Genomic DNA, 20,908 nt, shown 5'->3' on the forward strand with positions numbered 1-20,908 from the left:
TCTTTGCCAGGGAAGGTGGCCCCGCCGTCTGGGGTAGTAGCCAGACGCGAGGCGGGGCCACCCATCAGGACCACCCCCGCCCGAGGGCAACCGGAGGGCCTCCCGGGCGGGGGTGTAGCCGGCCGCCCTCAGAGGGGCCTCCTGCCCGCTCGGTCATGACGCGGCGCGGCAGGAGGCCCTCTCCGAGGGCGGCTGTACAGCAGAACGCCCCGCTGGTCAGCCAGCGGGGCGTTCTGCTGTACAGCGCGGACTACGCGGCGCTCGTCCAGCGATGGCCGGGCGTCAGCGTGGCCGCCAGTTCAACGGCCTGGGCCGGGGTGAGCATCACCTCCTGGCCGTCGAGGTCGAGGGTGATGAGCGGGTCGGATGCTGCGAGGTCGGAGACCCATATGCCGCCCTCGACCTCGATGAGCGTGCCATCGTTGGAGAGCACCTCGAACATCTCGGTGAGGTGGTGCCGGGTGTAGGCCCTGTCGCGGCAGGCGTTCCCGTCCGCCGTCGAGGCCCAGGCGCACCACGTCGGGTGCGGCTCGACGCCGGGCGCGCGGGCCACGAGGTCGAACGAGGTGAGCATGCCCGCCAGTTCGGCCAGGTGGCTGCCGAGCGTCCGGGCCTGCGGGCCGGTGAGCCGCACGGTCGCACCGCCGATCAGCGTGAGCACCACGGACGTCGCGGCCGTGGCCGGGCTGTAGAACGCGGCGAACTGCTCGGTCCACGCCTGCAGGACCTGGCCCGAGGCGGTGACGATCGTCCGGGCGCGCGACCGGTGCAGGAACAACTCCGCGGAGTGCTCGCACCGGTCATCGGCGTTGGCGCACCACGCCGGGTGCCGGGCGCTCATCGCTGGCCGCCCTCGGCCGTACGCCGGTCGGGCAGGCCCGCCCGCTCCAGCTTCGCCTTGCGCCGCTCCCGCAGCGACACGACGCCCAGCCTGGCCCGCGCCTCGGCGAGGATCGCGCGGCCCTTGACGGCCCGCTCGTAGACGGACTCGCGCTTGATGCCGAGGATCTTCGCCAGCTCGCCGAAGCTGTACCCGCGGGGCTTCTCCTGGTTGTGGGCGATGGCGACGTTGGCCACGTCGCGCAGGTGGTTGCGCAGGCCCTCGACGTGCACGAGCCCGGCCGGGTCGTCGGCCAGCCGAACGCCGAGCGCGTCAACGAGCCGGTGCAGCATAGCGACGTATTCTTCCGTCTCCACAACGCGCGGTGAGCGCTTGCGGCGGGGGGAGGTAGCCATGATGCCGGTCACCGCCCGTCCGTCGCTGCGTCGTTAGGCTCCGCCTCACGCCCGGGGGTGTTAGGCCGCGCCTCACGCTGGACCGGCGATCCCGGGGTGGCCGGGCTGGTGGCCCGGCCCATGAGCACGACGGCCGCAGCGTCCGTCAGGGCGAGCGCCAGGGCCCGCCGCCCGGCGTTGTCGAGCTCCAGGAGGATACGCCCGACGGCGGCCGCGACTTCGGGCGCGACCATGGTGAGTTCCGTGTCGTTGGCGCGGTCGGCGGCGATGTTGACCGCCACGTCCCCGGTGTGGCCCGGCTGCTCGTGCTGGAAGATCGCGATCTGGACGTTGAGGCTCCCGGCCGCCAGCTCGGCGACGTCGCGGGTGTGGGTGATGTAGTCGGGCCGGTGGTGCTGCGCAGTGCACCACGTCGGGCAGTTGAGGGATGATGTGGTCACGTGCCGACCTCCTGGAAAGGTCTGGTGCTGAGGGCCTGTTCGGGTGTTCGCAGCACCCGGCAGGCCCGCAATCGATACTTTCAATCGAACCTCTGTTGCGATTGGAACGATACGCCCATTCGCGTGCAATCGCAACAGAGGTTCGATAATCTGTGCCGTATGCCGAAGAAGGATCCGCTCGACAAGCTCGACGAGAGCACGCGCCGATACCGCGAGACAGAGAAGGCGCACGAGGCATCCCGCAAAGAGGTCACCGACGACGTCGTGGACGCCTTGCGCGAAGGGAAACGGCCGACCGATGTGGCCGCGCACTCTCCCTTTACGGATGCCTATGTCCGACGCATCGCGCGGGAGAACGGCGTTGAGCCGGCGCCACGGGGCGGGAGCAGAAAGAAGAAGTAGGGGGGTCGCGAACCGCGACCCCCCTACGCCGTTCCGTCTCTGTTCCGTTAGAGGTCCAGAATTGACGGGAAGTGATGACAAGCGATGAGAGTTAAACGAGCTGGTGAGGGGGCATGTGGAGGGGGCTAGTCCAGGTCGCTGCGTGCTCCACTGAGAAGCTCGACATCTACGTGGACGGCGAGCTCCAGGAGCGCCCGAAGTCGAAGTTCTCCTGATCCCGAGCGGTCAGGAGGAGGGGGTCCAGCGCGGGTCGCGGCCGAGGTAGCGCAGGAGCGCCGCCACGTCGTCGTCGCCCGGCTCCGAGCCCAGCGCCGGGGCGTACGCGCCCCAGGCGCGCAGCGGCTCGACGATCTCCATGGCCACCTCCAGCAGGGGCCTGGCCAGGTCCGGCGTGAGCGGCGAGGCCTGGCCGGTCGCGGCCGCGATGTCCCAGGCGTGCACGGCGGCGTCCAGGGCGCACGCCGTCGAGCCGGACCACGGCGACATCTTGTGCGGCGGCACCGGCGTCGGCACCTCCGCGGCGGTCCGGTCGACGCCCGCCCACGCCCGGGCCGAGCGGGCCAGCGCCTCCTCGGTGAAGGCCGCCGGGTCCGCCTCCAGCTCGCCCGACGGCTCGAACGGGTTGAACGCGGGGCCGGGCTCGCCGGTCAGCGCGGCGGCGAAGCCGATCTGGTCGCCGACCGCGTGCTGGAGGACCTGGGTGACGTTCCAGGCCGCGCAGGGCGTCGGCAGGTGCCAGGCCCCGGCCGGTACGGCGCCGACGACCCGGCGCAGCGCCTCGTGCGAGCCGTCGAGGATGTCCCAGCCGCTGACAGTGGTGTCGCTCATTGGTGAGCCCCTTTCGTGGTGCTTTCAGCATAGCAGAACGGAATAGTTTGTTCCACTACTTGGAGGCCTCTGCTTCCAGGCCGTGGATCAGCATGTCCAGGGCCTGCGCGAAGTCCGCCGGCGGGTCCACGCCCTCCCGGGTGCTCCGCAGCAGCCTGCTGAAATGCGGCAGGCGTGCCGGATCCATCTCGCGTACGTACGCGCTGACCCCCTGCTCGCCCGCGTGCACGCCGGGGTCGCCGGTGAACCCGCCCGTGGACAGCACCAGCGACCCGAACACCAGGCTGTTCACGGCGGTCAGCGCCCGCCACGCGCCCAGGTCGTCGAAGCCCGCCTGGAACAGCGCCGCCACCAGCGCGTCGAGCGGCTCCAGCGCCCGTACGGAGGTCGGGTTGGACTGGTCGGTGACCAGCGCGAGCGGCACCGCCGGATGGCGGCTGAACACCCGGTACATGCTCAGCGCCAGCTCGCGCACCTGCTCCTGCCACGGCAGCGCCGGATCCGGCCGCTCGACCTGCTCGAACACCCGCTCCGCCACGCCGTCGAGGATGTCGGCCTTGTTCGAGACGTGGTTGTAGAGGGACATCGCCTCGACGCCGAGCGCCTTGGCCAGCCGCCGCATGGTCAGGCCCTCCAGGCCCTCCTCGTCGGCCAGTTCCAGGGCCGCGTCCAGGACCCTCTCCCTGTTCAGCGGCTCCCGTCGTGCCATTCGGTGCTCCCTTCCCGATTGACAAAGCTTACGGTGTATGTGTTCTACTTACTACGTAAGCTTACGCCGTAAGTAGAGGAGTGGGGATGACCGACGTGATCATCGTCGGCGGCGGGCCCGTCGGGCTGCTGCTGGCGTGCGAGCTCAAGCTGGGCGGGGCAGACCCGCTGGTCCTGGAGGCGGCCACGGGCGAGGAGCGCCGGACGCGCAGCCTCGGCCTGCGCTCGCTCAACGCGCGCACAGTGCAGTCGCTGGCCCTGCGCGACCTGGTCGGGCCGGTGGAGGGGGAGCAGTGGGCGATGCTCGACGAGCTGGCCGCGCGCCGGGAGCCCGCCGGGGCCGACCTGGTCGCCATGATGGTGGAGCTGCTCCGGGAGGGGCTGATCAGGGGGCACTTCAGCGGGCTGCCGCTGCTGGGCGAGGCCGGCGACGCCGAATACCTCATGCTCAAGCAGGACCGGCTGGAGGCCGTCCTGGCCGAGCGGGCCGCCGGGATGGGGGTGCGGATCTGGCAGGGGTGCGCGGTGAGCGACGTCGCGCAGGAGGAGTCCGCCGCCGTCGCCACGCTCGCCGACGGGCGGAAGGTACGGGCCGCGTACCTCGTGGGGTGCGACGGCGGGCGGAGCCTGGTGCGCAAGCGGTCGGGGTTCGCGTTCGAGGGGACGCCGCCGACCATGACGGGGCGGACCGCCGTGGCCGAACTGGCCTCCGCCGAGACTGTGACGTCGTCCCTGCGCCACCCCGGCGGGCTGGTGAACCTGTCGCTGGTGCCGGGGGAGATCGCCACCATCGAGTTCGACGGCGGGCCCGACGAGCGGGACGCGCCGATGACGGCCGAGGAGCTGGAGGGCAGCCTGAGGCGGGTGACGGGGCACGACGTGGTGGTCAAGCGGCTGGAGACCGGCATCCGGTACAGCGACAACACCCGGCACGCGGGCACGTACCGCAAGGGGCGGGTGCTGCTGGCGGGGGACGCGGCGCACGTGCACTCGCCGATCGGCGGCCAGGGGCTCAACCTGGGGCTGCAGGACGCGGTCAACCTCGGCTGGAAGCTGGCCCTGGTGGCCCGGGCGCTCGCGCCCGAGGCGCTGCTGGACACCTACACCGCCGAACGGCACCCGGTGGCGGCCCGGGTGCTGCGCAACACCCGGGCCCAGGTGGCGCTGATGCGGCCCGGGCCGCAAGTGGACGCCTTGCGGGAAGTGCTGGCGGAGGTGATCGAGCTGCCGGACGCCAAGCGGCACTTCACGGGGATGGCCGACGGGACGGACGTCGACTACGCGCCCGGCTCGGCGCACCCCCTGGTCGGCCGCTTCGCCCCACGCCTGGAGGCGGTCCCGCTCGCCGAGTTGCTGCGGGACGGGCACGGCCTCGTGCTGGCCCTCTCGGCCGCACCCGGCGACGGTGGGCTCGACGCCGCCGTGGCGGGCCACCGCGACCGCGTGCGGGTGGCGCACGCGGACCCCTCAGCTACGCTTCCCGATGGGGACGCGGAGGTGCTGCTGGTGCGGCCCGACGGCTACGTCGCGTGGGCGGGCGGGCGCGACGGGGTCGCCGACGCGCTCACCACGTGGTTCGGCCCGCCCGGGGACTAGGCGAGGAGACGGGTGAGGACCCGGGTGCCGAATTCGAGCCCCTCCACCGGCACCCGCTCGTCCTTGCCGTGGAACATCCCAAAGTAGTCCAGGTCTGGCCGGAGCATGAGGGGCGCGAAGCCGTACCCCTTGATGCCGATCCTGGCGAAGGACTTCGCGTCCGTGCCGCCGGCCATCACGTACGGCACCGGCCGGGCGAACGGGTCCTCGGCTACCAGCGCGCCCGCCAGCGTGTCGAAGAACACCGACGGGTACGGCGCGTCGGGCGCGTCCTCCAGGTTGACGAACTCGCGGGTGATCTTCGGCCCGAGCAGCGCGTCGATCGTCTCCAGGAACTCCTCCTGCAGCCCCGGCAGGTAACGCCCGTCCACGTGCGCCTCGGCGGTCGAGGGCACCACGTTCACCTTGTATCCGGCGTCGAGCATCGTCGGGTTCGCCGAGTTGCGGATCTGGCTCTTGAACAGCCCGCCCAGCGGCCCGAGCCGGGCGGCCTCCTCGTCGAGGCGGTCGAGGTCGATCGGCTGGCCGGTGATCTCCGACAGGCTCTGGACGAGGGCGGCCACCGACGGCGTCAGGCGTACGGGCCACTGGTGGGAGGCCACCCGCGACAGCGCGTGCACCAGCGTGGCGACCGGGTTGTCCACCGGCGGGCGCGAGCCGTGCCCGGCCACGCCGTGCGCGGTGAGCTTCATCCAGGCGGTGCCGCGCTCGCCGACGGCGATCGGATACACCCGGTGCTCGCCGGAGGCCACGCTGAACCCGCCGGACTCGCTGATCGCCTCCGTGACGCCGTCGAACAGCTCCCGGTGCTCGGTGACGGCGTGCCGCGAGCCGTAGTCGCCGGTCGCCTCCTCGTCCGCCAGGAACGCCAGCACCAGGTCACGCTTCGGGCGCACGCCGCGGGCGGCCAGGTCGAGCACGGTCGCGAGGGTCATCGAGCACGAGCCCTTCATGTCGACCGCGCCGCGCCCGTACACGCAGCCGTCCACGATCTCCCCCGAGAACGGGTGCAGCTGCCACTCGGCCGGATCCGCGGGCACCACGTCCAGGTGGCCGTGGATCAGCAGCGCGTCAGGGGAGTCGCCGTCGATCCTGGCCACGACGGTGGTCCGCTTCGGAGCCGACTCGAACACCACCGGCTCGATCCCCGCGTCGGCCAGCAGCGTGGCGACGTATTCGGCCGCCGGCCGCTCACCGGAGCCCGGGTTGGTGGTGTCGAACCTGATCAGATCCGAGCAGATCTCGGCAACGCTCTTCACGCTCTCCCCTTCAGTGTCAAAGGCGGCACCTCGGGAGTCTCCATGCCGAAGATCAGCCCGTAGAAGGCCAGCTCGGCCTCCAGCGCCGAGACGATGGTCTCCTCCCTGCGCCAGCCGTGCTGCTCGCCGGGGTAGGTGATCAAGGCCCACTCTTTGCCATGTTTGTCCAGTTCGGCGGTGAACCGCTCGGCCTGGCTCACGTCCACGATCGCGTCCTCCAGGCCGTGCAGCATGAGGCACGGGCCCGAGGCGCGGTAGGCGTTCAGGAGCGGTGAGCGCTCGGTGTAGCGGTCGCGGGTCTCGGGCAGCGGGCCCACCAGACCGTCCAGGTAGCGGGACTCGAAGTCGTGCGTCTCGGCCGCCCAGCTCTCCGGGTCGGTGATCGCGTAGTGCGCGACCCCGCCCGCGAACACGTCGCTGTGCACGAGCGCCGCCACCGTCGTCCAGCCTCCGGCGCTGCCGCCGCGGATGGCGATCTTCGCGGCGTCGGCCCTGCCCATCTCGACCAGGCCGCGCGCCACCTTGGCGCAGTCCTGCACGTCCACCACGCCCCACTGGTGGCGCAGCCGCTCGCGGTAGGCGCGGCCGTACCCGGTCGATCCGCCGTAGTTGACCACGGCCACGCCGAGCCCTCTGCTGGTGAAGTACGCGATCTCCAGGTCGAGCACGACCGGCAGGTTGCCGGTCGGGCCGCCGTGCACGAAGATCACGTACGGCTTCGGGCCGCTCCGGCCGCCGGACGGCGGGTAGAGGTGCGCGTGCACGCCCTCGACGGTCACGGCCTCGGGGGTGGGGAGCAGGTCGCGGTCCGGCAGCGGCTTGCGCGGCGACACGACCTCGTGGGTGCCGTCCGCGAGGTCGACGAGGGTGACCTCCAGCGGCGTGTACGGGGTCGCGCCCACGGCCGCCACCTTGCCGCCCGCGACCGACACGGTCGAGGACCAGTAGGTGGCCGTGCCGCCGATGTCCCTGATGTCGCCGGTCTCCGGGTTCAGCACGCCCAGGCGGCGCAGGTCCGGGGTGCCGTACACGACCGCGAGCTCGCCCGTGTCCGTGATGGCCAGGTACGTCATGCCCGGCTTCCAGGCGGCGGCGCCGAACTCCTGCTCGATCGGGGTGAGGTTCGTGGCGGGGGAGCCGTCGAGGGGGACGAGGTGGACGTTCCACCAGCCGGTGGGGTCGGTCACGGCGTACAGGCTGCCGTCGTCGCGCCACTCGGCCTGCGCCACCGACTCCTCGGCACCTCCGGCGACCACGCGGTACGCGCCCGCCGTGCCGTCCTCGCGCAGCGGGGCCACGCACAGCTCGGTGCCGTCCCAGGGCATGTTCGGGTGGTCCCAGCCGATCCAGGCGACGTGGCGGCCGTCGGGGGACAGGCGGGGGTTCATCAGGAAGTGCTGGGCCTTGACGATCACCGTGACCGGGCCGCCGTCCAGGGGCACCGCCACCAGGTCGCGCACGCCGTCCGTCTCCCGGACCGCCCACACCTCGTCCCGGCCGGGCGGGAGGTAGAGGTCCGCGTAGCGGTACGGCCCCTCGGGGGTGATCGCCACCGGCTCCGCGCCCTCGGCGCGGAGGTAGAGGCGCTGGTCGGCCCAGTTCGTGAAGACCAGGCCGCCGCCCGGGAGCGGACGCCAGGAGCGCCCGCCGTACTCGATCACCCGGTTGCGCGCGTTCCAGCCCGGCGGCAGGGTGTCCACGCGGGTGCCGTCCGGGAGGCGGCGGACGACGCCGCGGCGCCCGCCCTCGGCCGGGCGTGGCTCGTCCCACCAGACTTCGACGCCGGAGGGCGTGGCCACGGCCTCCACCCACTGCGGGCCGCCGTCGGTACGGGCCACGTCGATCGGTCGAATGCTCATCAAGTCACCAATTGCCATTCGTGCATGGGGGAAGTGGATGGTCAGGCGGGTGAAGGATGTACGCGATGCCCCCGCTGCCCGAGCTCCTGAGCCATACGTTCTCGAACGCTGCCCGCGGATAGACCCTTCGAACCGAGGCGTCGTCGGGCGCCGCGGGATCGTTGACGACGATGTCGCCCTCGCCGGTGAAACCGGTGACGACCAGGATGTGCCCGCTGGTGGAGTAGCAGGAACCGGGCAGCTCGGCCGCCTTGAACGACTGCGACGTGATCACCGGGACGCCCGCCCGTACGAACGCCTCCAGCTCCACCGCCGACCGCAGCCGCGTCACGAACCCCGCCAGGCCGTAGCGCCCCGCGTACGCCACGTTGAACGGCCAGTTGCCGGTGCCCTGGTAGCTCTCGTCGTACGTGCCCATGGCCGCGTGATCCACGGAGGGGGACGGGTCGCCGTGCCCCACCCAGGCCAGCTCGGCCGGGCCGGGACCGCGGCCCCAGTAGCCCAGCACCATGGCCACCGAGGCCGGGCTGCACCAGTTGACGCCCCCGCCGTCCCACTGCGGATGGTGCCCGGCGTGCGCGTGCTGGGAGTACGCGGGCACCGCCAGCTCCACCGCCCCCGCGGCGCCGAAGGGGCTCGGCGTGACCGGGCGGCGCGGCACGGCCGAGGCCATCACGCCCAGCCCGGTCACCTGCGCGTCCGCGCCGTACGCCGCGACCCGCACCTGGTAGGCCACGACCGGCCGCCGGGCCACGAACGTGTCCACCGCCACGTCCCCGTCCTCGTCGCCCTGACCGGGCACCGAGGTGCGGGGAGTGCCGTGCTCCGACCAGTGGCCCATGACGTACCACTTGGTGAGATCGCCCCGCTCGGTCCTGGCCCGGAGCGACACCTCGATCCACGAGCCCGGCGGGGTGCGCGCGGTCCACGAAGGTATGAGCTGGGTCGCCGGAAACCCGATCCGCTGCTCCGCACTCGCCCACGAGCCCGCCCACGGCGAACCCGCGGGTACGGCGAAGCGGGCGAAGGCGACGCGGGTCAGGTCGACGGTGAGCACCAGCCATATTGTGGTTTCGCACCCTGTGTCGCACATCGGATGGTTTACGTACCGGCCCCATTTGTGTCGGTGGTGATCTCTATGGTTCGGGGCATGACTCAGGCGGTACAGGCATATTCCTACGCGGGCCCCTCCACGCTCACCGACGGCAGGCTCGGTCTTTCGACCTCCGGTGGCACGGCGTTATCGGGGCCGCAGACGCACCCACGCTTCTTCAGCGGGCTGCTCACCCACGCGGCCCCGGCCGCGGCCGGGCTGCTGGCGGTGGCGGACGTGGCGCTCGCCCGCTACCACCAGCCCAGGCCGGGCTGGACTCGCGACCCGGTGGTGACGTGCGACGGCGGGCGGCTGCGGTTCGAGTCGTTCTCGGCGTGCGGCGGCGTCTACGCCCGGCTCGACGTGCTGGAGCTCGACGGCGACGTGCTCGACCGGGGCACCACCAACGTCGACGTCAACGGCCCGCTGCGCGAGTCCCTGGCCAGGGTGGGCGGCAGGGATCCGCTCCACCTGGGCGTGGGCCCCGACGAGCTGACGGTCACCACGCTCGACGGCGCGGTCGTGGAGAAGAAGGTGCCGCTGCCGTCGCGGTGGCTGCGCGGGTTCGCCGAGGTGCAGGTGATCGCGTCCGGCTGGGACCTGCGGGCCGAGCTGGCCGGGCCGCACGCCGTGCGCTTCCTGCGCTCCCTGCCGAAGGGCGCCCGCTCCACCGTCTGGGCCGTCCCCTCGGGCCGCGACCTGCGCGTGGCCTCCGGCCCCGCGCGCGGCGGGGTCTGCCTGTCGGGCACCGGGCGGGTGGCCACGCTGCTGCCGCTGCTCAGGTTCGCCAAGGCGCTGCGGGTGTACGGGCCCGCCGACGGCTCCTCCACGGCCGGCGGGTGGGAGCTGGAGCTGCCCGGCATGCGTTACACGCTGGCCGTCTCGCCCGAGCCGTGGCGCGGGTTCTCCGGCGAGGGGGCGGTGCTGTCCGACCTGGCCACCGACGAGGCCGCGGACGACGCCGACGTGGTGGGCATGCTGCTCAACTTCGAGCCCACGGTCGAGCTGGGGCTGCTGGCCGACCGCTCCGGGCTTCCGCTCGAACGCGTACGCGCCGCGCTCACCCAGCTCGGCACGGCCGGGCGCGTCGGCTACGACCTGCACGAGGCGGCCCACTTCCACCGCGAGCTGCCCTACGACAGGGACCAGGTGGCCCAGCTCAACCCCCGGCTCACGGCCGCCCGCGCGCTGGTCGACTCCGGCGCCGTACGGCTGCTCGGGGAGACGGCCGAGGTGACGACCGACGGCGGGGTGCGGCGGGTGCGGATCGCCGAGGGCGAGTGCACGTGCCAGTGGTGGTTCGACCACCGGGGCTCGCGCGGGCCGTGCAAGCACGTGCTGGCGGCCAGGATCGTCGCCCGCGTCGCCGTAGAGGTCGCTCCATGACCGCATGGGAGACGGTGGTGGCGGCCATCGACACCGGGGACCCGCAGTGGGTCGCCGAGCGCGTGCTCGCCCTCGGCGAGCGCGAACGCCGTGAGGTGGCCGCCCTGCTCCCCGCCCACATCGCCGTGGCCGAGCGGCGGGCCGAGGACCGGCAGCTGGAGCGCATCACCAGGCGGGAGCGCGAGAGCGAGGCCGCCTGGCGCGAGCACGTGCGCCGGGCCGAGCGCGCCGGCCGCACCGTCCACGAGTACGAGCGCTGGGAGTGGAACACCCCCTGGAACCCGCCCTGGCCGCTGGAGCGCGAGGAGAACTGGGTCGACTCCCTGCGGGTCGCGGGCGCCGCCACCATCGGCGGCGCGGCGGCCGTCGTGGCCTGGCTCAACCGCCGCGAGTTCCAGGACCGCCGGGAGGTGAGCATCGCCACCACCGAGATCCTCGAACGCGTCCTGTCCGCCCGCCCGGCCGCATGGCAGGAAGACTTCGCCACCCGCGCCGCGCTCCGGCTGCGCCCGGCCCCCCGCCGGCGCCGCCGCTCGGACGAGATGGACACGCTCGCCCTGGCCATGCTGCGCCGCACCGGCGTGGTCCCGCCCGAGCACGACCCCCTCGTGGTGGCCTGGGTACGCCGGCCGCCCGAGCGCGAGGACCCGCTGCTCGACCACCTCCTTCCCCGGCTGTTCGAGGCGGAGGGCGTGGGCGCGGTGCTGCGCGGCGAGCGCGCTGAGCCGCTGACGCGCGGCACCTGGCTGGCCGCGCTGAAGAAGCTGGCCGGTCAGGGCCGCCGAGACCTGCTGCTCGACGGGTGCGTACGGCGGGTCCTGCGCGGTGGCGAGGCCGCCGACCTGCGCTTCTTCGTCCACCTGCACGAGCTGCTCCAGCCGACCCCGGACGAGGTGAGCAAGCACGCCGCCGACTACCTGCGGCTGCTGCCCGCCGCGCCGGGACCCGTGGCGGAGATGGCGCTGCGCCACCTGCGCGGCCTCGACCACCTGGACCCCGCGGACGTGTCGGAGGCGCTGCGGGCACTGCTGTTCAGGGCGGAGCGCAAGCTGGTGACGGCCGGGCTGACCTGGCTCGACGCCGTCGCCCGCGCCTGGCCGGGCGACCTCGACGAGCTCGCCCCCGCGCTGGGGTACGCGTTCGCCTGCGAGTCCGCCGACGTGCAGGGCCGGGCGGTGCGCATCGCGGTCAAGCACGCCAAGCGCTTCACGCCGGTGGGGGCGCAGGCCCTCCGCGACTCCTTCGGGCTGCTGCCGCACCAGCTCGGGGAGACCCTCGTGGCGGTGTTCGGCGGGGAGGCCGCCGAGGAGCCCCCGGAGCCCTTCACGCCCGCCCCGCTGCCCGCGCCGCGCTTCGCCGAGGCGTTCCCCGGGCCGGTGACGGCGCCCGTGGAGCTGGGGCCCTGCGGGGGCGGATGGGAGTCCGCGGAGCTGTGGCTGGCGGGGGTCGTACGGCTGCACCACGACGACCGGTACGGGCTCGTGGCGAGGCTGTCGAAGTGGCGGCTGGGCATTCGCTCGCACGAACGGCCGTGGCTGGACGTCTGGCAATGGTGTGAGGAGATCGCCCGGCTGATCCTGACGGGCGGCTCCACGGCTGACGGGCTGCCCCGGGCCGGCTCGGTGTCGGCGCCGCACCTGTTCCTGCTGCGGCGCTGGGCCGAGGTCCACTCGGCGCTCCAGGACGGCGCCCTTCCGCCGTACCTGCTGGCCGAGCCCACCGAGGGCACCGGGCACGTGGACGCCGGGGAGCTCGTGGCGCGGCTGGCGGGCTACGAGCGACGCGGTGTCGAGGCCCTGCCGGCGGACCTGCAGCAGGCGCTGCTGCGGCTGCCGCGCGAGGTCGCGCCCGAGGTGGTGGCGCGGGCGCGGCTGCTCACCTCGGAGGCGGGGCGGGCGGCGGCCCGGTGGATGGACGGCGGGCGCCCCGAGCCGGTCACCGAGGTCGGCTGGCTCGCCTCAGGGCGGTTGGATCCCGGCGGCGAATACCGCGACGACCGGGAGCCGGCCGACACCCGGACCCCCGATCTGGCGCCCAGGATCCGGGTGGCGCCGACGGGCCTGCCGCTGGTCGACGAACTGCTCACCGAGCCCGGCCGGCGGCGGCGGGAAGGTCAGGGCGGGCTGCTGCCTTGGTGGCCGTACGTGATGCCGTCCGACCGGGAGGTCGTCGCGCTGCACCTCGTCCCGCACCTGCTGTACGGGTGGCCGACGCAGGGGGCGAGGCCGCCCGAGGCGTACGCTCTGGCGCTGGCCGACGGTCCGTGGGGCGAGGGGATGGCGCTCGTGCTGGCGTTCTTCCTGGCCGACCCGTCCTGGTCGAAGCTGCCCGTGGTGCGGGCGCACCTGCTGGTGGACCTGGCGGCCCGCGGCGACGAGGACGTGGAAGGGATCGGCCGGCAGCTCGGGCTGCTGCTGCGCAGGACGTGGCTCAAGCCCGGCCCGGTCCTGGAGACCCTGGAGAGCGCGGCCGAGCAGGGAGCGCAGTGGGAGGTGTGGCGGATCATGACGGGGTTCCTGCCCGTGTTCCTGCCGGGGCCGGAGGAACGGCCGCACACCCGGCACACGCAGGTGCTCGCGTTCGCGCTGCGCGCCGCCCGGTGGGCCGGAGCGCGGGGGCCGGTGCCCTGCGTGGCGGAGATCGCCGAGCGGCGGGCGTCGAACAACTTCGTCCGCGAGGCCCGCCGCCTGCACACCTACCTGACGTGACCGCCACGTGACCGCCTCTGGCCGGCGCGCCGGTCAGAGGTACAGGCCCGTGGACTCGTCGCCCGGCTGCGGGGTGAACTCGCGGCCCGCGCGCAGGGCGTACAGCTGCGCCAGCGTCGCGCCCGACGTGCTCACCCCGGTGGAGGAGCCCAGCCACGCGACGGCCTCCTCCTTGCTCAGCGGCCCCACCTCCACCTGCGCCAGGCAGCGGCCGGGGCGGACGACGGCCGGGTGGAGGCGGGCGAGGTCCTCGTTGGTGGTGATCGCCACCAGGACGTCCCGCCCCTGGCCGAGCAGGCCGTCGGTCAGGTTGAGCAGGCGCGAGAGCCCCTGGCCCGCCTGGGCCTTGGCGCCCGAGCTGATCAGCTCGTCGCAGTCCTCCAGGACGAGCAGCCGCCAGCGCTGCGTGTCCTCGTCGGAGTCGTAGCCGACGGCCACCTCCATCAGGTAGCCCGGCTCGTTGAACAGCCGCTCGGGGTCGAGCACGCAGTCGACCTGGCACCAGTCGTGCCACTGCTTGGCCAGCGTGCGCAGCAGCGTGGTCTTGCCGGTGCCCGGCTCGCCGTGCAGCAGGATGAGGCGGCCGTTGACGTCGTCGGGGGTGATCGACATCAGCCGGTCGAGCGCCGGGCGGACCTTGGCCGAGTAGTTCTTGTTGATCTCGTCCCAGGGCTGGGCCGTGATCGGCTTCTCCGAGCGCGTGCCGCCGTGCATGCCACGCCACCAGAAGCCCATCTCGACGTGGTCCACCTCCGGCATGGCCTCTTCGGCGCCCTCGATGCTCTCCTTGAGCACGCTCTTGGCCAGCTCCTCGTCCACGGCCGTGACGCTGACGGTGGCCGTGCGGTTGCGGTGGCGCACGACGCGCAGGGTCCAGCCCTCGCCGGCGATGAGCCGCGACTCCGAGCCGTCCTCGACCCGCGCCGTGCGCAGCAGCCTGCCGTCGGCGGGGCTCAGCGGGGCGTCAGGGCGTACGCGCTCCAGATTGGCCAGACGTGACCACGGCTGCGCGCCCGTCGCGAACGGCGACAGCGCCAGGGCGTCGATGACGTCGATGGCGGAGTCGGCGTCGTCGATCCAGATGTTCATGGGGAGCTCTGAAGACTCCCGGCTGGGGAACGGCACCTCCCTCATCACAGACATAACGTTAATGATCCAGCGTCCAGCCGTCACATGTCGAAGGGTTTTGCGGAAAATTCGGCGTATCGGCTAGCTCTTGTTGAGGGTGCCCGTCTGGGTGACGATGCCGGGGCCGGGCTCGTCCCGCCAGGTGTAGGAGACGGTGTCGCCCTGCTTGGCGAGCCAGACGGTGCCCGGGATGCACATGCCCTCCTCCATCGCTTCCAGCGAGAACGTCAGCCGCGACGTCTCCACCTTGGTCAGTGTGATCGTGCCGCGGCAGCTCGCGCCGGTGTCCTTCTCGCTCCACTGCGCGGTGGAGGCGCCCGGCTTCAGCACCACGGTGTTCTCGGCCCCGTCGGCGTCCATGGGGTTCGTGCTCTCCGTCCGGCCCGTCCACGTCCCCGCGTAGGCGGCGGGGATCTTGAGCTTGCCGCCGGCGCTGGTCTCCGCGGACGACGGTGTATCGGACGGTGTGTCGGCGGAAGCCGGCGAGGTGGCCGGGGAGGAGCGGTCGTCCTGGTCGGCGAGCGGGGTCGGGGTGCTGTTCACGGAGAGGATCGTGACGACGGCCGCGGCGAGGGCGACCACGCCCGCCAGCGCGCCGATGAGCAGGCCCCGCGAGCGGGGGCGGCTCGCCCCCTGGGTGGTGAGCGCGGCCTGGGGGCGCGGCCCCGTGCGCAGGCCCTCAGGTATGCCGGGGTCCTGCGGGGTGTTGGGGTTGACCAGGGACATCATCAGGTGCTGGGCCGTGGGGCGCCGCGACGGGTCCTTGGCCAGGCAGGAGGCGATCAGCCCGCGCACGCGCGGCGGCAGCGGCGACAGGTCCGGCTCCGCGTGGAGCACCCGGTGCAGCACGGCGGGCACGGTGTCCGCGCCGAACGGGCTCGTGCCCGTGGCCGCGAACAGCACCGACGAGGCCCACGCGAACACGTCGGAGGCGGCCGAGGCGGGCGAGCCGCTGATCTGCTCGGGCGCCAGATATGCGGGGGTCCCGATCAGGCCGGAGGTCATCGTGGCCGCCCCCTCCGCCCGGGCGATGCCGAAGTCCACCACCCGGGGCCCGTCGGGCCCGAGCAGCACGTTGGCCGGCTTGAAGTCGCGGTGCACGATCCCGGCCGCGTGGATGGCGGCCAGGGCGGTGGCCGTGCCGACCGCCAGGCGCTCGAGGTCGCCGCCGCGCAGGGGGCCGCGCTCGCGCACCCGGTCGGCCAGCGAGGGACCGTCCACGAACTCGCTCACCACGAACGGCCGGGGCCCGTCGGCCGAGACGTCGAGGACCCGCGCCGTGCAGAAGGAGGCGATGCCCTCCAGCGCGTCCAGCTCGCGCGCCAGCCTGGCCCGCGTCTGCTGGTCACCCGCGCTCAGCAGCTTGATCGCGACCGGTTCGCCGGCGGCGGTGCGGGCGAGGTAGACCACGCCCTGACCGCCCTCCCCGAGCCGCCCGGACAGGAGGTATCCGCCCAGGGACGGCGGGTCGTCCGGTCGCAGGGGGCTCGCCATGGCCGATACGTTACCGGTCGCCATGCGCATGTGAAGATCCACCGGTACCTTGGGGCGTTGGCCAAATCACACCTTAAGCGGAGGTATCGGGGAAGTGTCGAAGGCGACGTTCCGTGAGCGGGCGCGTTACTGGTTCGACAACACCATGTCCAGGGGGACCGCCTCGTTGATCGGCTGGCTGGCCGTGGTGTCGGTGGGGCTGATCGTGGTGGTGGCCGGGCTCACGCTCTGGCTGGCGCCGAACGAGCCCGACGGTGTGAACGGTCCCGGACATGTGCTCTGGATCTCGCTCATGCACGCGCTGAATCCGGGCAAGCTCGCCAGCGACAAGGGCTCGACCGCGTACATGGCCGTGATGTTCGCGGGGTCGATCGGCGGCCTGTTCATCGTCAGCATGCTCGTCGGCCTGCTGTCCAACGGGCTCAAGCAGAAGGTGGACCGCCTGCGCAGGGGGCGCTCGCGGATCGTCGAGTCCGGCCACACGGTGGTGCTCGGCTGGTCGGACCAGGTGTTCACGATCGTGGCCGAGCTGGTCAAGGCGCACGCCAGCCAGAAGGGCTCGGTCATCGCCGTACTGGCGGAACGCGACAAGCTGACCATGGAGGACGACATCCGCGAGGCCGTCGGGGACCTCGGCAGGACCCGGCTGGTCTGCCGCACGGGGCGGCCCACGGAGCCGCGCGACCTCGCGCTGATGAACCTGGCCACCGCCCGCTCGGTCGTCGTGCTCTCGCCCGAGGGCGAGGACCCGGACGCGCACGTCATCAAGATCCTGCTCGCGCTGGCCAAGCGCCGCGGCGTCCACCCGCCGGTGGTCGCCGGGCTCACCTCCAGCCGCAACATCGCCGCCGCCCGCCTGGCCGGCGGCAAGGACGTGCACCTCGTCGACTCCGACGACACCGCCTCCCGGCTCATCGTGCAGTCCTCGCGCCAGTCGGGCATGTCCGTCGTCTGCATGGACCTGCTCAACTTCGACGGCGGCGAGATCTACCTGCGCACGCCCAAGAAGCTCGTCGGCGTCACGTACGGCGAGGCGCTGCACGCGTACCAGACCGCCTCCGTCATCGGCCTGCGCCGGCCGACCGGCGTCGTGCTGAACCCGCCCATGGACACCGTCGTCAACGCCGACGACGAGGTCATCGTCATCGCCCACGACGACTCCCACATCCGCCTGGCCGCCGGCAAACCGTCCATGGACGAGTCCGCCATCGTCGAGGCGAAGGCGCCGCCCACCGAGCCCGAGCGCACGCTCCTGCTCAACTGGAACGGCCGGGCCGAGCAGATCGTCCGCTACCTCGACGGCTACGTGGCACCCGGCTCGGTGCTGGAGGTCGCCGCCGACCACCCCAAGGCCGGCACCGGCCTGGCGGGCCTGCGCAACCTCACCGTGAACGTCAAGGACTGCGACACCACCGACAGGTACGCGCTGGAGTCGCTCGGCGTCGGCCTCTTCCAGCACGTCATCGTGCTCTCCGACGACCGCTTCGACGCCCACCACGCCGACACGCGCACGCTCATGACGCTGCTGCAGCTGCGCGACATGCAGAGCACGCTCGGCGAGCACTACTCGATCGTCAGCGAGATGCACGACGAGAGCAACCGGGCCCTGGCCGAGGTCACCGAGGCCGACGACATCGTGATCAGCGACACCGTCATCGGCCTGCTGCTCGCCCAGCTCGCCGAGAACCGGCACCTGGCGGACGTGTTCAGCTACCTGTTCGACTCGCGCGGCTCGGAGATCTACCCCAGGCCCGCCGCCTCCTACGTGAAGACGGGGACGCGCGTGCACTTCTCCACGGTCGTGGAGTCGGCCAGGCGCAGGGGCGAGACCGCCATCGGCTACCGCAACGCCCTGGCGCGCAACGACCCGCCGCACTACGGCATCGTCCTCAACCCCGACAAGTCCGAGCCCATCGTGCTGAACAAAGGCGACTCGGTGATCGTCCTCGCCGAGCGCTGAAACGTACAGTTTGCCGTGTGAGGACCATTGACTGGGTGGACGGCGCAGTCGAGCTCGTCGACCAGACACTGCTGCCCGACAAGTGCGTGACGCTGCGCATCCACACCGTGGACGAACTGGTGGACGCCATCCGGCGGCTGGCCGTGCGCGGCGCGCCCGCGCTCGGCGTGGCGGGGGCGCTCGGCGTGGTGCTGGCCGACGGCGACCCCGCGCAGATCGCCAGGCTGCGCGCCGCCCGGCCCACCGCCGTCAACCTCGCCTGGGGCGTCGACCGGGCCGCCGCCCACCTGCGGGAAGGCCGCGACTCCGTGCTCGCGGCCGCGTTGCGCGTGCGCGACGACGACATCGCCGCCTGCGTGGCCATGGGGGAGCGCGGGGCCGACCTGCTCGAAGGCGACCGGCTGCGGATCATGACCGTGTGCAACACCGGCGGGCTGGCCGCCGTCGAACGCGGCACCGCGCTCGGCGTCGTGCAGACGCTCCACGAGCGCGGGCGGCTGGCCGAGGTGCTCGCGCTGGAGACCCGCCCGCTGCTGCAGGGCGCCCGGCTCACCACGTGGGAGCTGGCCAGGATGGGCGCGCCGCACCGGCTCATCGCCGACTCTGCGGGGCCGTACCTGCTGGCCAAGGGCGAGGTGGACGCGGTGCTCATCGGCGCCGACCGCATCGCGGCCAACGGCGACACCGCCAACAAGATCGGCTCGTACGCCCTGGCGCTCGGCGCGGAGCGCGCCGGAGTGCCGTTCGTGGTGGTCGCGCCCGAGTCCACGATCGACCAGAAAACCCCCTCCGGCGAGCACATCGAGATCGAGGACAGAGGGGCGGACGAGGTAGTGACGGTCAGAGGTGTACGCGTGGCGCCTGAGGGCACCCGGGCGTTGAACCCGGCCTTCGACGTGACGCCACACGATCTCATCACCGCGATCGTGACGGACAAACGGGTGATCAGACCCTAGGTCAAATCACCCAACTTCAGGACCTGTCCGCACGCTCCGCGTTACGCTCGGTGGTCTCGACAGCGACTCTCGGAGCTCACCGTGGCCATCGACCTGGTGTTACGCAAAGACTGGAACGCTCGCCCGCCGCGCGGCGACTACACGCAGCTCGACTCCACCAAGGGAGTGAAGGTCCACTACACGGGCGGCAGAGTCGACCCCGGCATCGTCTCCGACCACAGCGGGTGTGTCGCGCTGGTGCGGTCGATCCAGGCGTTCCACATGGACGACAACGGCTGGATCGACATCGGCTACTGCGTCGACGAGGAGACCGAGCTCCTCACCCGGCAGGGGTGGAAGTCGTACCGGGACCTGAGCGCTGGTGACGTCGCGCTCACGCTCGACCATGACACGGGCATGTCCGAGTGGCAGCCCGTGCTGGAAGTGTGCGTGTTCCCCGCGATGGAGCGGGAGATGATCCGCATGGAGGGGCCCGCCCACTCCTCCCTGACCACTCCCCATCACCGCTGGCCCGTGGAGCGCCAGGCGGGGGAGGGCACGCGGCGCCTGTGGGTGACCACCGAGACCATCGGTCATCGCGACCGCATCCCGGTCGCGGCGCCCTGCGCCGACCTGCCGGCCGAGCCGAAGTGGTCGGACGCCTTCGTGGAGCTGGTCGCGTGGTTCTCGGCCGAGGGCGAGTCAGACGCCGGCGGTGTCGCGATCCACCGGTCGCGGCGCGACCCGGCGCATCTCATGCGCATCCGCGCGGCTCTGCACGGGGTCTTCGGCCCGGGCGCGTCCCGATGGAAGGAGACGGTCAAGGACGATCTCGTCCGGTTCCTGCTCCCGGCCGACGCGGGACGGCAGCTGATCGAGGTGGCCCCCGGCAGGGTGCCTGGCCACGAGTTCCTCCTGTCGCTGTCCCGGGCCCAGCTCGCCCTGTTCCTGGAGACCTCCCTGACGGCGGGCGACGCCGGGCGCGACCGGCTCGCGCGCGCGGACCGGGCGGCGGCGGAGGCGTTCATGTTCGCCGCGCTGCTGTCGGGGTTGGGAGCGGCCATGAGCCGCCTGCCCGAGACGGGCATGTGGCTGACCACGATCCGGCGCCGGCAGTCCGTCATGCCCCGGCCGGCCCTGACAATCCGGAAGGAGACCTACCGCGGCCGGATCTGGTGTCCCCGGACGGAGAACCAGAGCTGGCTGGCCCGCAGGGAGGGGACGGTCTACTTCACCGGCAACACCATGGTCGCCTGCCCGCACCGGAAGGTGTTCGAGGGGCGGGGTCTCCACCACCTGCCCGCCGCCAACGGCCCGGGGCTCAACGCCGGCCACTACGCGGTGCTGGGGCTCGTGGGCAACGCGGGGCTCGTCCAGCCGCCCGACGGGGTGCTGCACGCGATCCTGGACGCGGTCCAGTACCTGCGCGACAAGGGCCGCGCGGGCAAGGAGATCAAGGGGCACCGCGACGGCTACTCGACCGACTGCCCCGGCGACCCGCTCTACAACTGGATCCGGCGGGGCGCGCCCCGGCCGGGCGGGACCCCGCCCCCGGTGCCGGGCGCGCCGCCGTTCCCCGGGCGGCTGCTGAAGTACCCGCCGGTCATGTACGGCGAGGACGTGCGCACCTGGCAGGCCCAGATGAAGAAACGCGGCTTCGACCTGGCCGTGGACGGGGCCTACGGCGCCGGGTCGCGCGAGGTGTGCCGCAAATTCCAGCGGCGGCAGGGCATCGAGGACGACGGGATCGTGGGGCCCCTGACGTGGCGGCTGACGTGGGAGGCGCCCTCGTCCTGAATCAGGGGTGGACCGGGGTCGGCGACACACCGAGCCTGGGGTGGACCCGGGGTTACCGCGCCTTCGCAGCTCCGCCTAG

17 protein-coding genes are annotated in these 20,908 nt (G+C 72.7%); 7 read left to right on the forward strand and 10 right to left on the reverse strand.

Going from position 1 to position 20,908, the window contains the following annotated elements:
* Positions 1 to 250: 250 nt before the first annotated feature.
* The 3 genes from ACIBI9_RS04295 to ACIBI9_RS04305 form a co-directional block, all read right to left on the reverse strand.
* Entirely contained in the window at positions 251 to 841 is a 591-nt protein-coding gene (locus ACIBI9_RS04295) for a hypothetical protein (protein ID WP_397220461.1), read from the reverse strand.
* The gene (locus ACIBI9_RS04300; protein ID WP_397220462.1) at positions 838 to 1,173 is read right to left on the reverse strand and encodes a hypothetical protein; all 336 of its coding nucleotides are present in this window, start codon (positions 1,171 to 1,173) and stop codon (positions 838 to 840) included. The genes ACIBI9_RS04295 and ACIBI9_RS04300 overlap by 4 nt, the downstream gene beginning before the upstream one ends.
* Before the next feature lie 71 nt (positions 1,174 to 1,244).
* On the reverse strand, positions 1,245 to 1,907 hold the full coding sequence (locus ACIBI9_RS04305) for a DUF6907 domain-containing protein (RefSeq protein ID WP_397220836.1): 663 nt from the start codon (positions 1,905 to 1,907) through the stop codon (positions 1,245 to 1,247).
* On the opposite strand from ACIBI9_RS04305, the gene ACIBI9_RS04310 reads away from it, so the two are divergent.
* Positions 1,836 to 2,078 carry a hypothetical protein gene (locus ACIBI9_RS04310; RefSeq protein ID WP_397220841.1) on the forward strand — a complete coding sequence of 81 codons (243 nt, stop codon included), beginning with the start codon at positions 1,836 to 1,838 and terminating at the stop codon, positions 2,076 to 2,078. The genes ACIBI9_RS04305 and ACIBI9_RS04310 overlap by 72 nt on opposite strands.
* Positions 2,079 to 2,303: 225 nt before the next feature.
* Here ACIBI9_RS04310 and ACIBI9_RS04315 read toward each other — a convergent pair whose 3' ends face one another.
* Positions 2,304 to 2,906: a TIGR03086 family metal-binding protein gene (locus tag ACIBI9_RS04315; RefSeq protein ID WP_397220463.1), complete on the reverse strand. Its 603-nt coding sequence runs from the start codon at positions 2,904 to 2,906 to the stop codon at positions 2,304 to 2,306.
* A 55-nt stretch (positions 2,907 to 2,961) separates the two neighbouring features.
* Complete coding sequence (locus tag ACIBI9_RS04320; protein WP_397220464.1) at positions 2,962 to 3,615, reverse strand: TetR/AcrR family transcriptional regulator C-terminal domain-containing protein; 654 nt, start codon at positions 3,613 to 3,615, stop codon at positions 2,962 to 2,964.
* An 86-nt stretch (positions 3,616 to 3,701) separates the two neighbouring features.
* Between ACIBI9_RS04320 and ACIBI9_RS04325 the strand changes: the two genes are divergently transcribed.
* Positions 3,702 to 5,210, forward strand: coding sequence for an FAD-dependent monooxygenase (locus ACIBI9_RS04325; RefSeq protein ID WP_397220465.1), 1,509 nt, complete (start codon positions 3,702 to 3,704; stop codon positions 5,208 to 5,210).
* On the opposite strand, the gene ACIBI9_RS04330 is transcribed toward ACIBI9_RS04325, so the two are convergent.
* From ACIBI9_RS04330 to ACIBI9_RS04340, 3 genes are read right to left on the reverse strand one after another with little or no spacing between them, the layout of a single operon-like run.
* The gene (locus ACIBI9_RS04330) at positions 5,207 to 6,469 is read right to left on the reverse strand and encodes a M20/M25/M40 family metallo-hydrolase (protein ID WP_397220466.1); all 1,263 of its coding nucleotides are present in this window, start codon (positions 6,467 to 6,469) and stop codon (positions 5,207 to 5,209) included. The genes ACIBI9_RS04325 and ACIBI9_RS04330 overlap by 4 nt on opposite strands.
* Positions 6,466 to 8,328, reverse strand: a complete 1,863-nt coding sequence (locus ACIBI9_RS04335) for a prolyl oligopeptidase family serine peptidase (RefSeq protein WP_397220467.1) — start codon at positions 8,326 to 8,328, stop codon at positions 6,466 to 6,468. The genes ACIBI9_RS04330 and ACIBI9_RS04335 overlap by 4 nt, the downstream gene beginning before the upstream one ends.
* Positions 8,329 to 8,332: 4 nt before the next feature.
* Complete coding sequence (locus tag ACIBI9_RS04340) at positions 8,333 to 9,385, reverse strand: C39 family peptidase (RefSeq protein ID WP_397220468.1); 1,053 nt, start codon at positions 9,383 to 9,385, stop codon at positions 8,333 to 8,335.
* Between the two features lie 93 nt (positions 9,386 to 9,478).
* On the opposite strand from ACIBI9_RS04340, the gene ACIBI9_RS04345 reads away from it, so the two are divergent.
* Positions 9,479 to 10,807, forward strand: coding sequence for an SWIM zinc finger family protein (locus tag ACIBI9_RS04345; protein ID WP_397220469.1), 1,329 nt, complete (start codon positions 9,479 to 9,481; stop codon positions 10,805 to 10,807).
* Complete coding sequence (locus ACIBI9_RS04350; protein ID WP_397220470.1) at positions 10,804 to 13,515, forward strand: hypothetical protein; 2,712 nt, start codon at positions 10,804 to 10,806, stop codon at positions 13,513 to 13,515. The genes ACIBI9_RS04345 and ACIBI9_RS04350 overlap by 4 nt, the downstream gene beginning before the upstream one ends.
* A gap of 33 nt (positions 13,516 to 13,548) precedes the next feature.
* Here the strand turns inward: ACIBI9_RS04350 and ACIBI9_RS04355 are convergent, their stop codons facing one another.
* Both ACIBI9_RS04355 and ACIBI9_RS04360 read right to left on the reverse strand, forming a co-directional pair.
* The gene (locus ACIBI9_RS04355; protein WP_397220471.1) at positions 13,549 to 14,658 is read right to left on the reverse strand and encodes a DUF5925 domain-containing protein; all 1,110 of its coding nucleotides are present in this window, start codon (positions 14,656 to 14,658) and stop codon (positions 13,549 to 13,551) included.
* A gap of 66 nt (positions 14,659 to 14,724) precedes the next feature.
* Positions 14,725 to 16,137, reverse strand: a complete 1,413-nt coding sequence (locus ACIBI9_RS04360) for a serine/threonine-protein kinase (RefSeq protein ID WP_397220472.1) — start codon at positions 16,135 to 16,137, stop codon at positions 14,725 to 14,727.
* A 94-nt stretch (positions 16,138 to 16,231) separates the two neighbouring features.
* On the opposite strand from ACIBI9_RS04360, the gene ACIBI9_RS04365 reads away from it, so the two are divergent.
* The 3 genes from ACIBI9_RS04365 (at position 16,232) to ACIBI9_RS04375 (ending at position 20,829) form a co-directional block, all read left to right on the forward strand.
* Positions 16,232 to 18,097, forward strand: coding sequence for a potassium transporter TrkA (locus ACIBI9_RS04365; protein ID WP_397220473.1), 1,866 nt, complete (start codon positions 16,232 to 16,234; stop codon positions 18,095 to 18,097).
* Positions 18,098 to 18,114: 17 nt separating this feature from the next.
* A complete protein-coding gene (gene mtnA, locus ACIBI9_RS04370) occupies positions 18,115 to 19,053 on the forward strand; it encodes an S-methyl-5-thioribose-1-phosphate isomerase (protein ID WP_397220474.1) in 939 nt (312 codons plus the stop codon).
* An 81-nt stretch (positions 19,054 to 19,134) separates the two neighbouring features.
* Positions 19,135 to 20,829: a peptidoglycan-binding protein gene (locus ACIBI9_RS04375; protein ID WP_397220475.1), complete on the forward strand. Its 1,695-nt coding sequence runs from the start codon at positions 19,135 to 19,137 to the stop codon at positions 20,827 to 20,829.
* Positions 20,830 to 20,908 lie beyond the last annotated feature (79 nt).

Source organism: Nonomuraea sp. NPDC050451, from assembly GCF_044458585.1.

Coding starts and splice junctions, on each gene's coding strand:
- ACIBI9_RS04315 (WP_397220463.1), bottom strand. CDS start 2,906: ATGAGCGACACCACTGTCAGCGGCTGGGACATCCTCGACGGCTCGCAC.
- ACIBI9_RS04325 (WP_397220465.1), top strand. CDS start 3,702: ATGACCGACGTGATCATCGTCGGCGGCGGGCCCGTCGGGCTGCTGCTG.
- ACIBI9_RS04355 (WP_397220471.1), bottom strand. CDS start 14,658: ATGTCTGTGATGAGGGAGGTGCCGTTCCCCAGCCGGGAGTCTTCAGAG.
- ACIBI9_RS04350 (WP_397220470.1), top strand. CDS start 10,804: ATGACCGCATGGGAGACGGTGGTGGCGGCCATCGACACCGGGGACCCG.
- ACIBI9_RS04335 (WP_397220467.1), bottom strand. CDS start 8,328: ATGAGCATTCGACCGATCGACGTGGCCCGTACCGACGGCGGCCCGCAG.
- ACIBI9_RS04345 (WP_397220469.1), top strand. CDS start 9,479: ATGACTCAGGCGGTACAGGCATATTCCTACGCGGGCCCCTCCACGCTC.
- ACIBI9_RS04310 (WP_397220841.1), top strand. CDS start 1,836: ATGCCGAAGAAGGATCCGCTCGACAAGCTCGACGAGAGCACGCGCCGA.
- ACIBI9_RS04295 (WP_397220461.1), bottom strand. CDS start 841: ATGAGCGCCCGGCACCCGGCGTGGTGCGCCAACGCCGATGACCGGTGC.
- ACIBI9_RS04360 (WP_397220472.1), bottom strand. CDS start 16,137: ATGGCGAGCCCCCTGCGACCGGACGACCCGCCGTCCCTGGGCGGATAC.
- ACIBI9_RS04320 (WP_397220464.1), bottom strand. CDS start 3,615: ATGGCACGACGGGAGCCGCTGAACAGGGAGAGGGTCCTGGACGCGGCC.
- ACIBI9_RS04300 (WP_397220462.1), bottom strand. CDS start 1,173: ATGCTGCACCGGCTCGTTGACGCGCTCGGCGTTCGGCTGGCCGACGAC.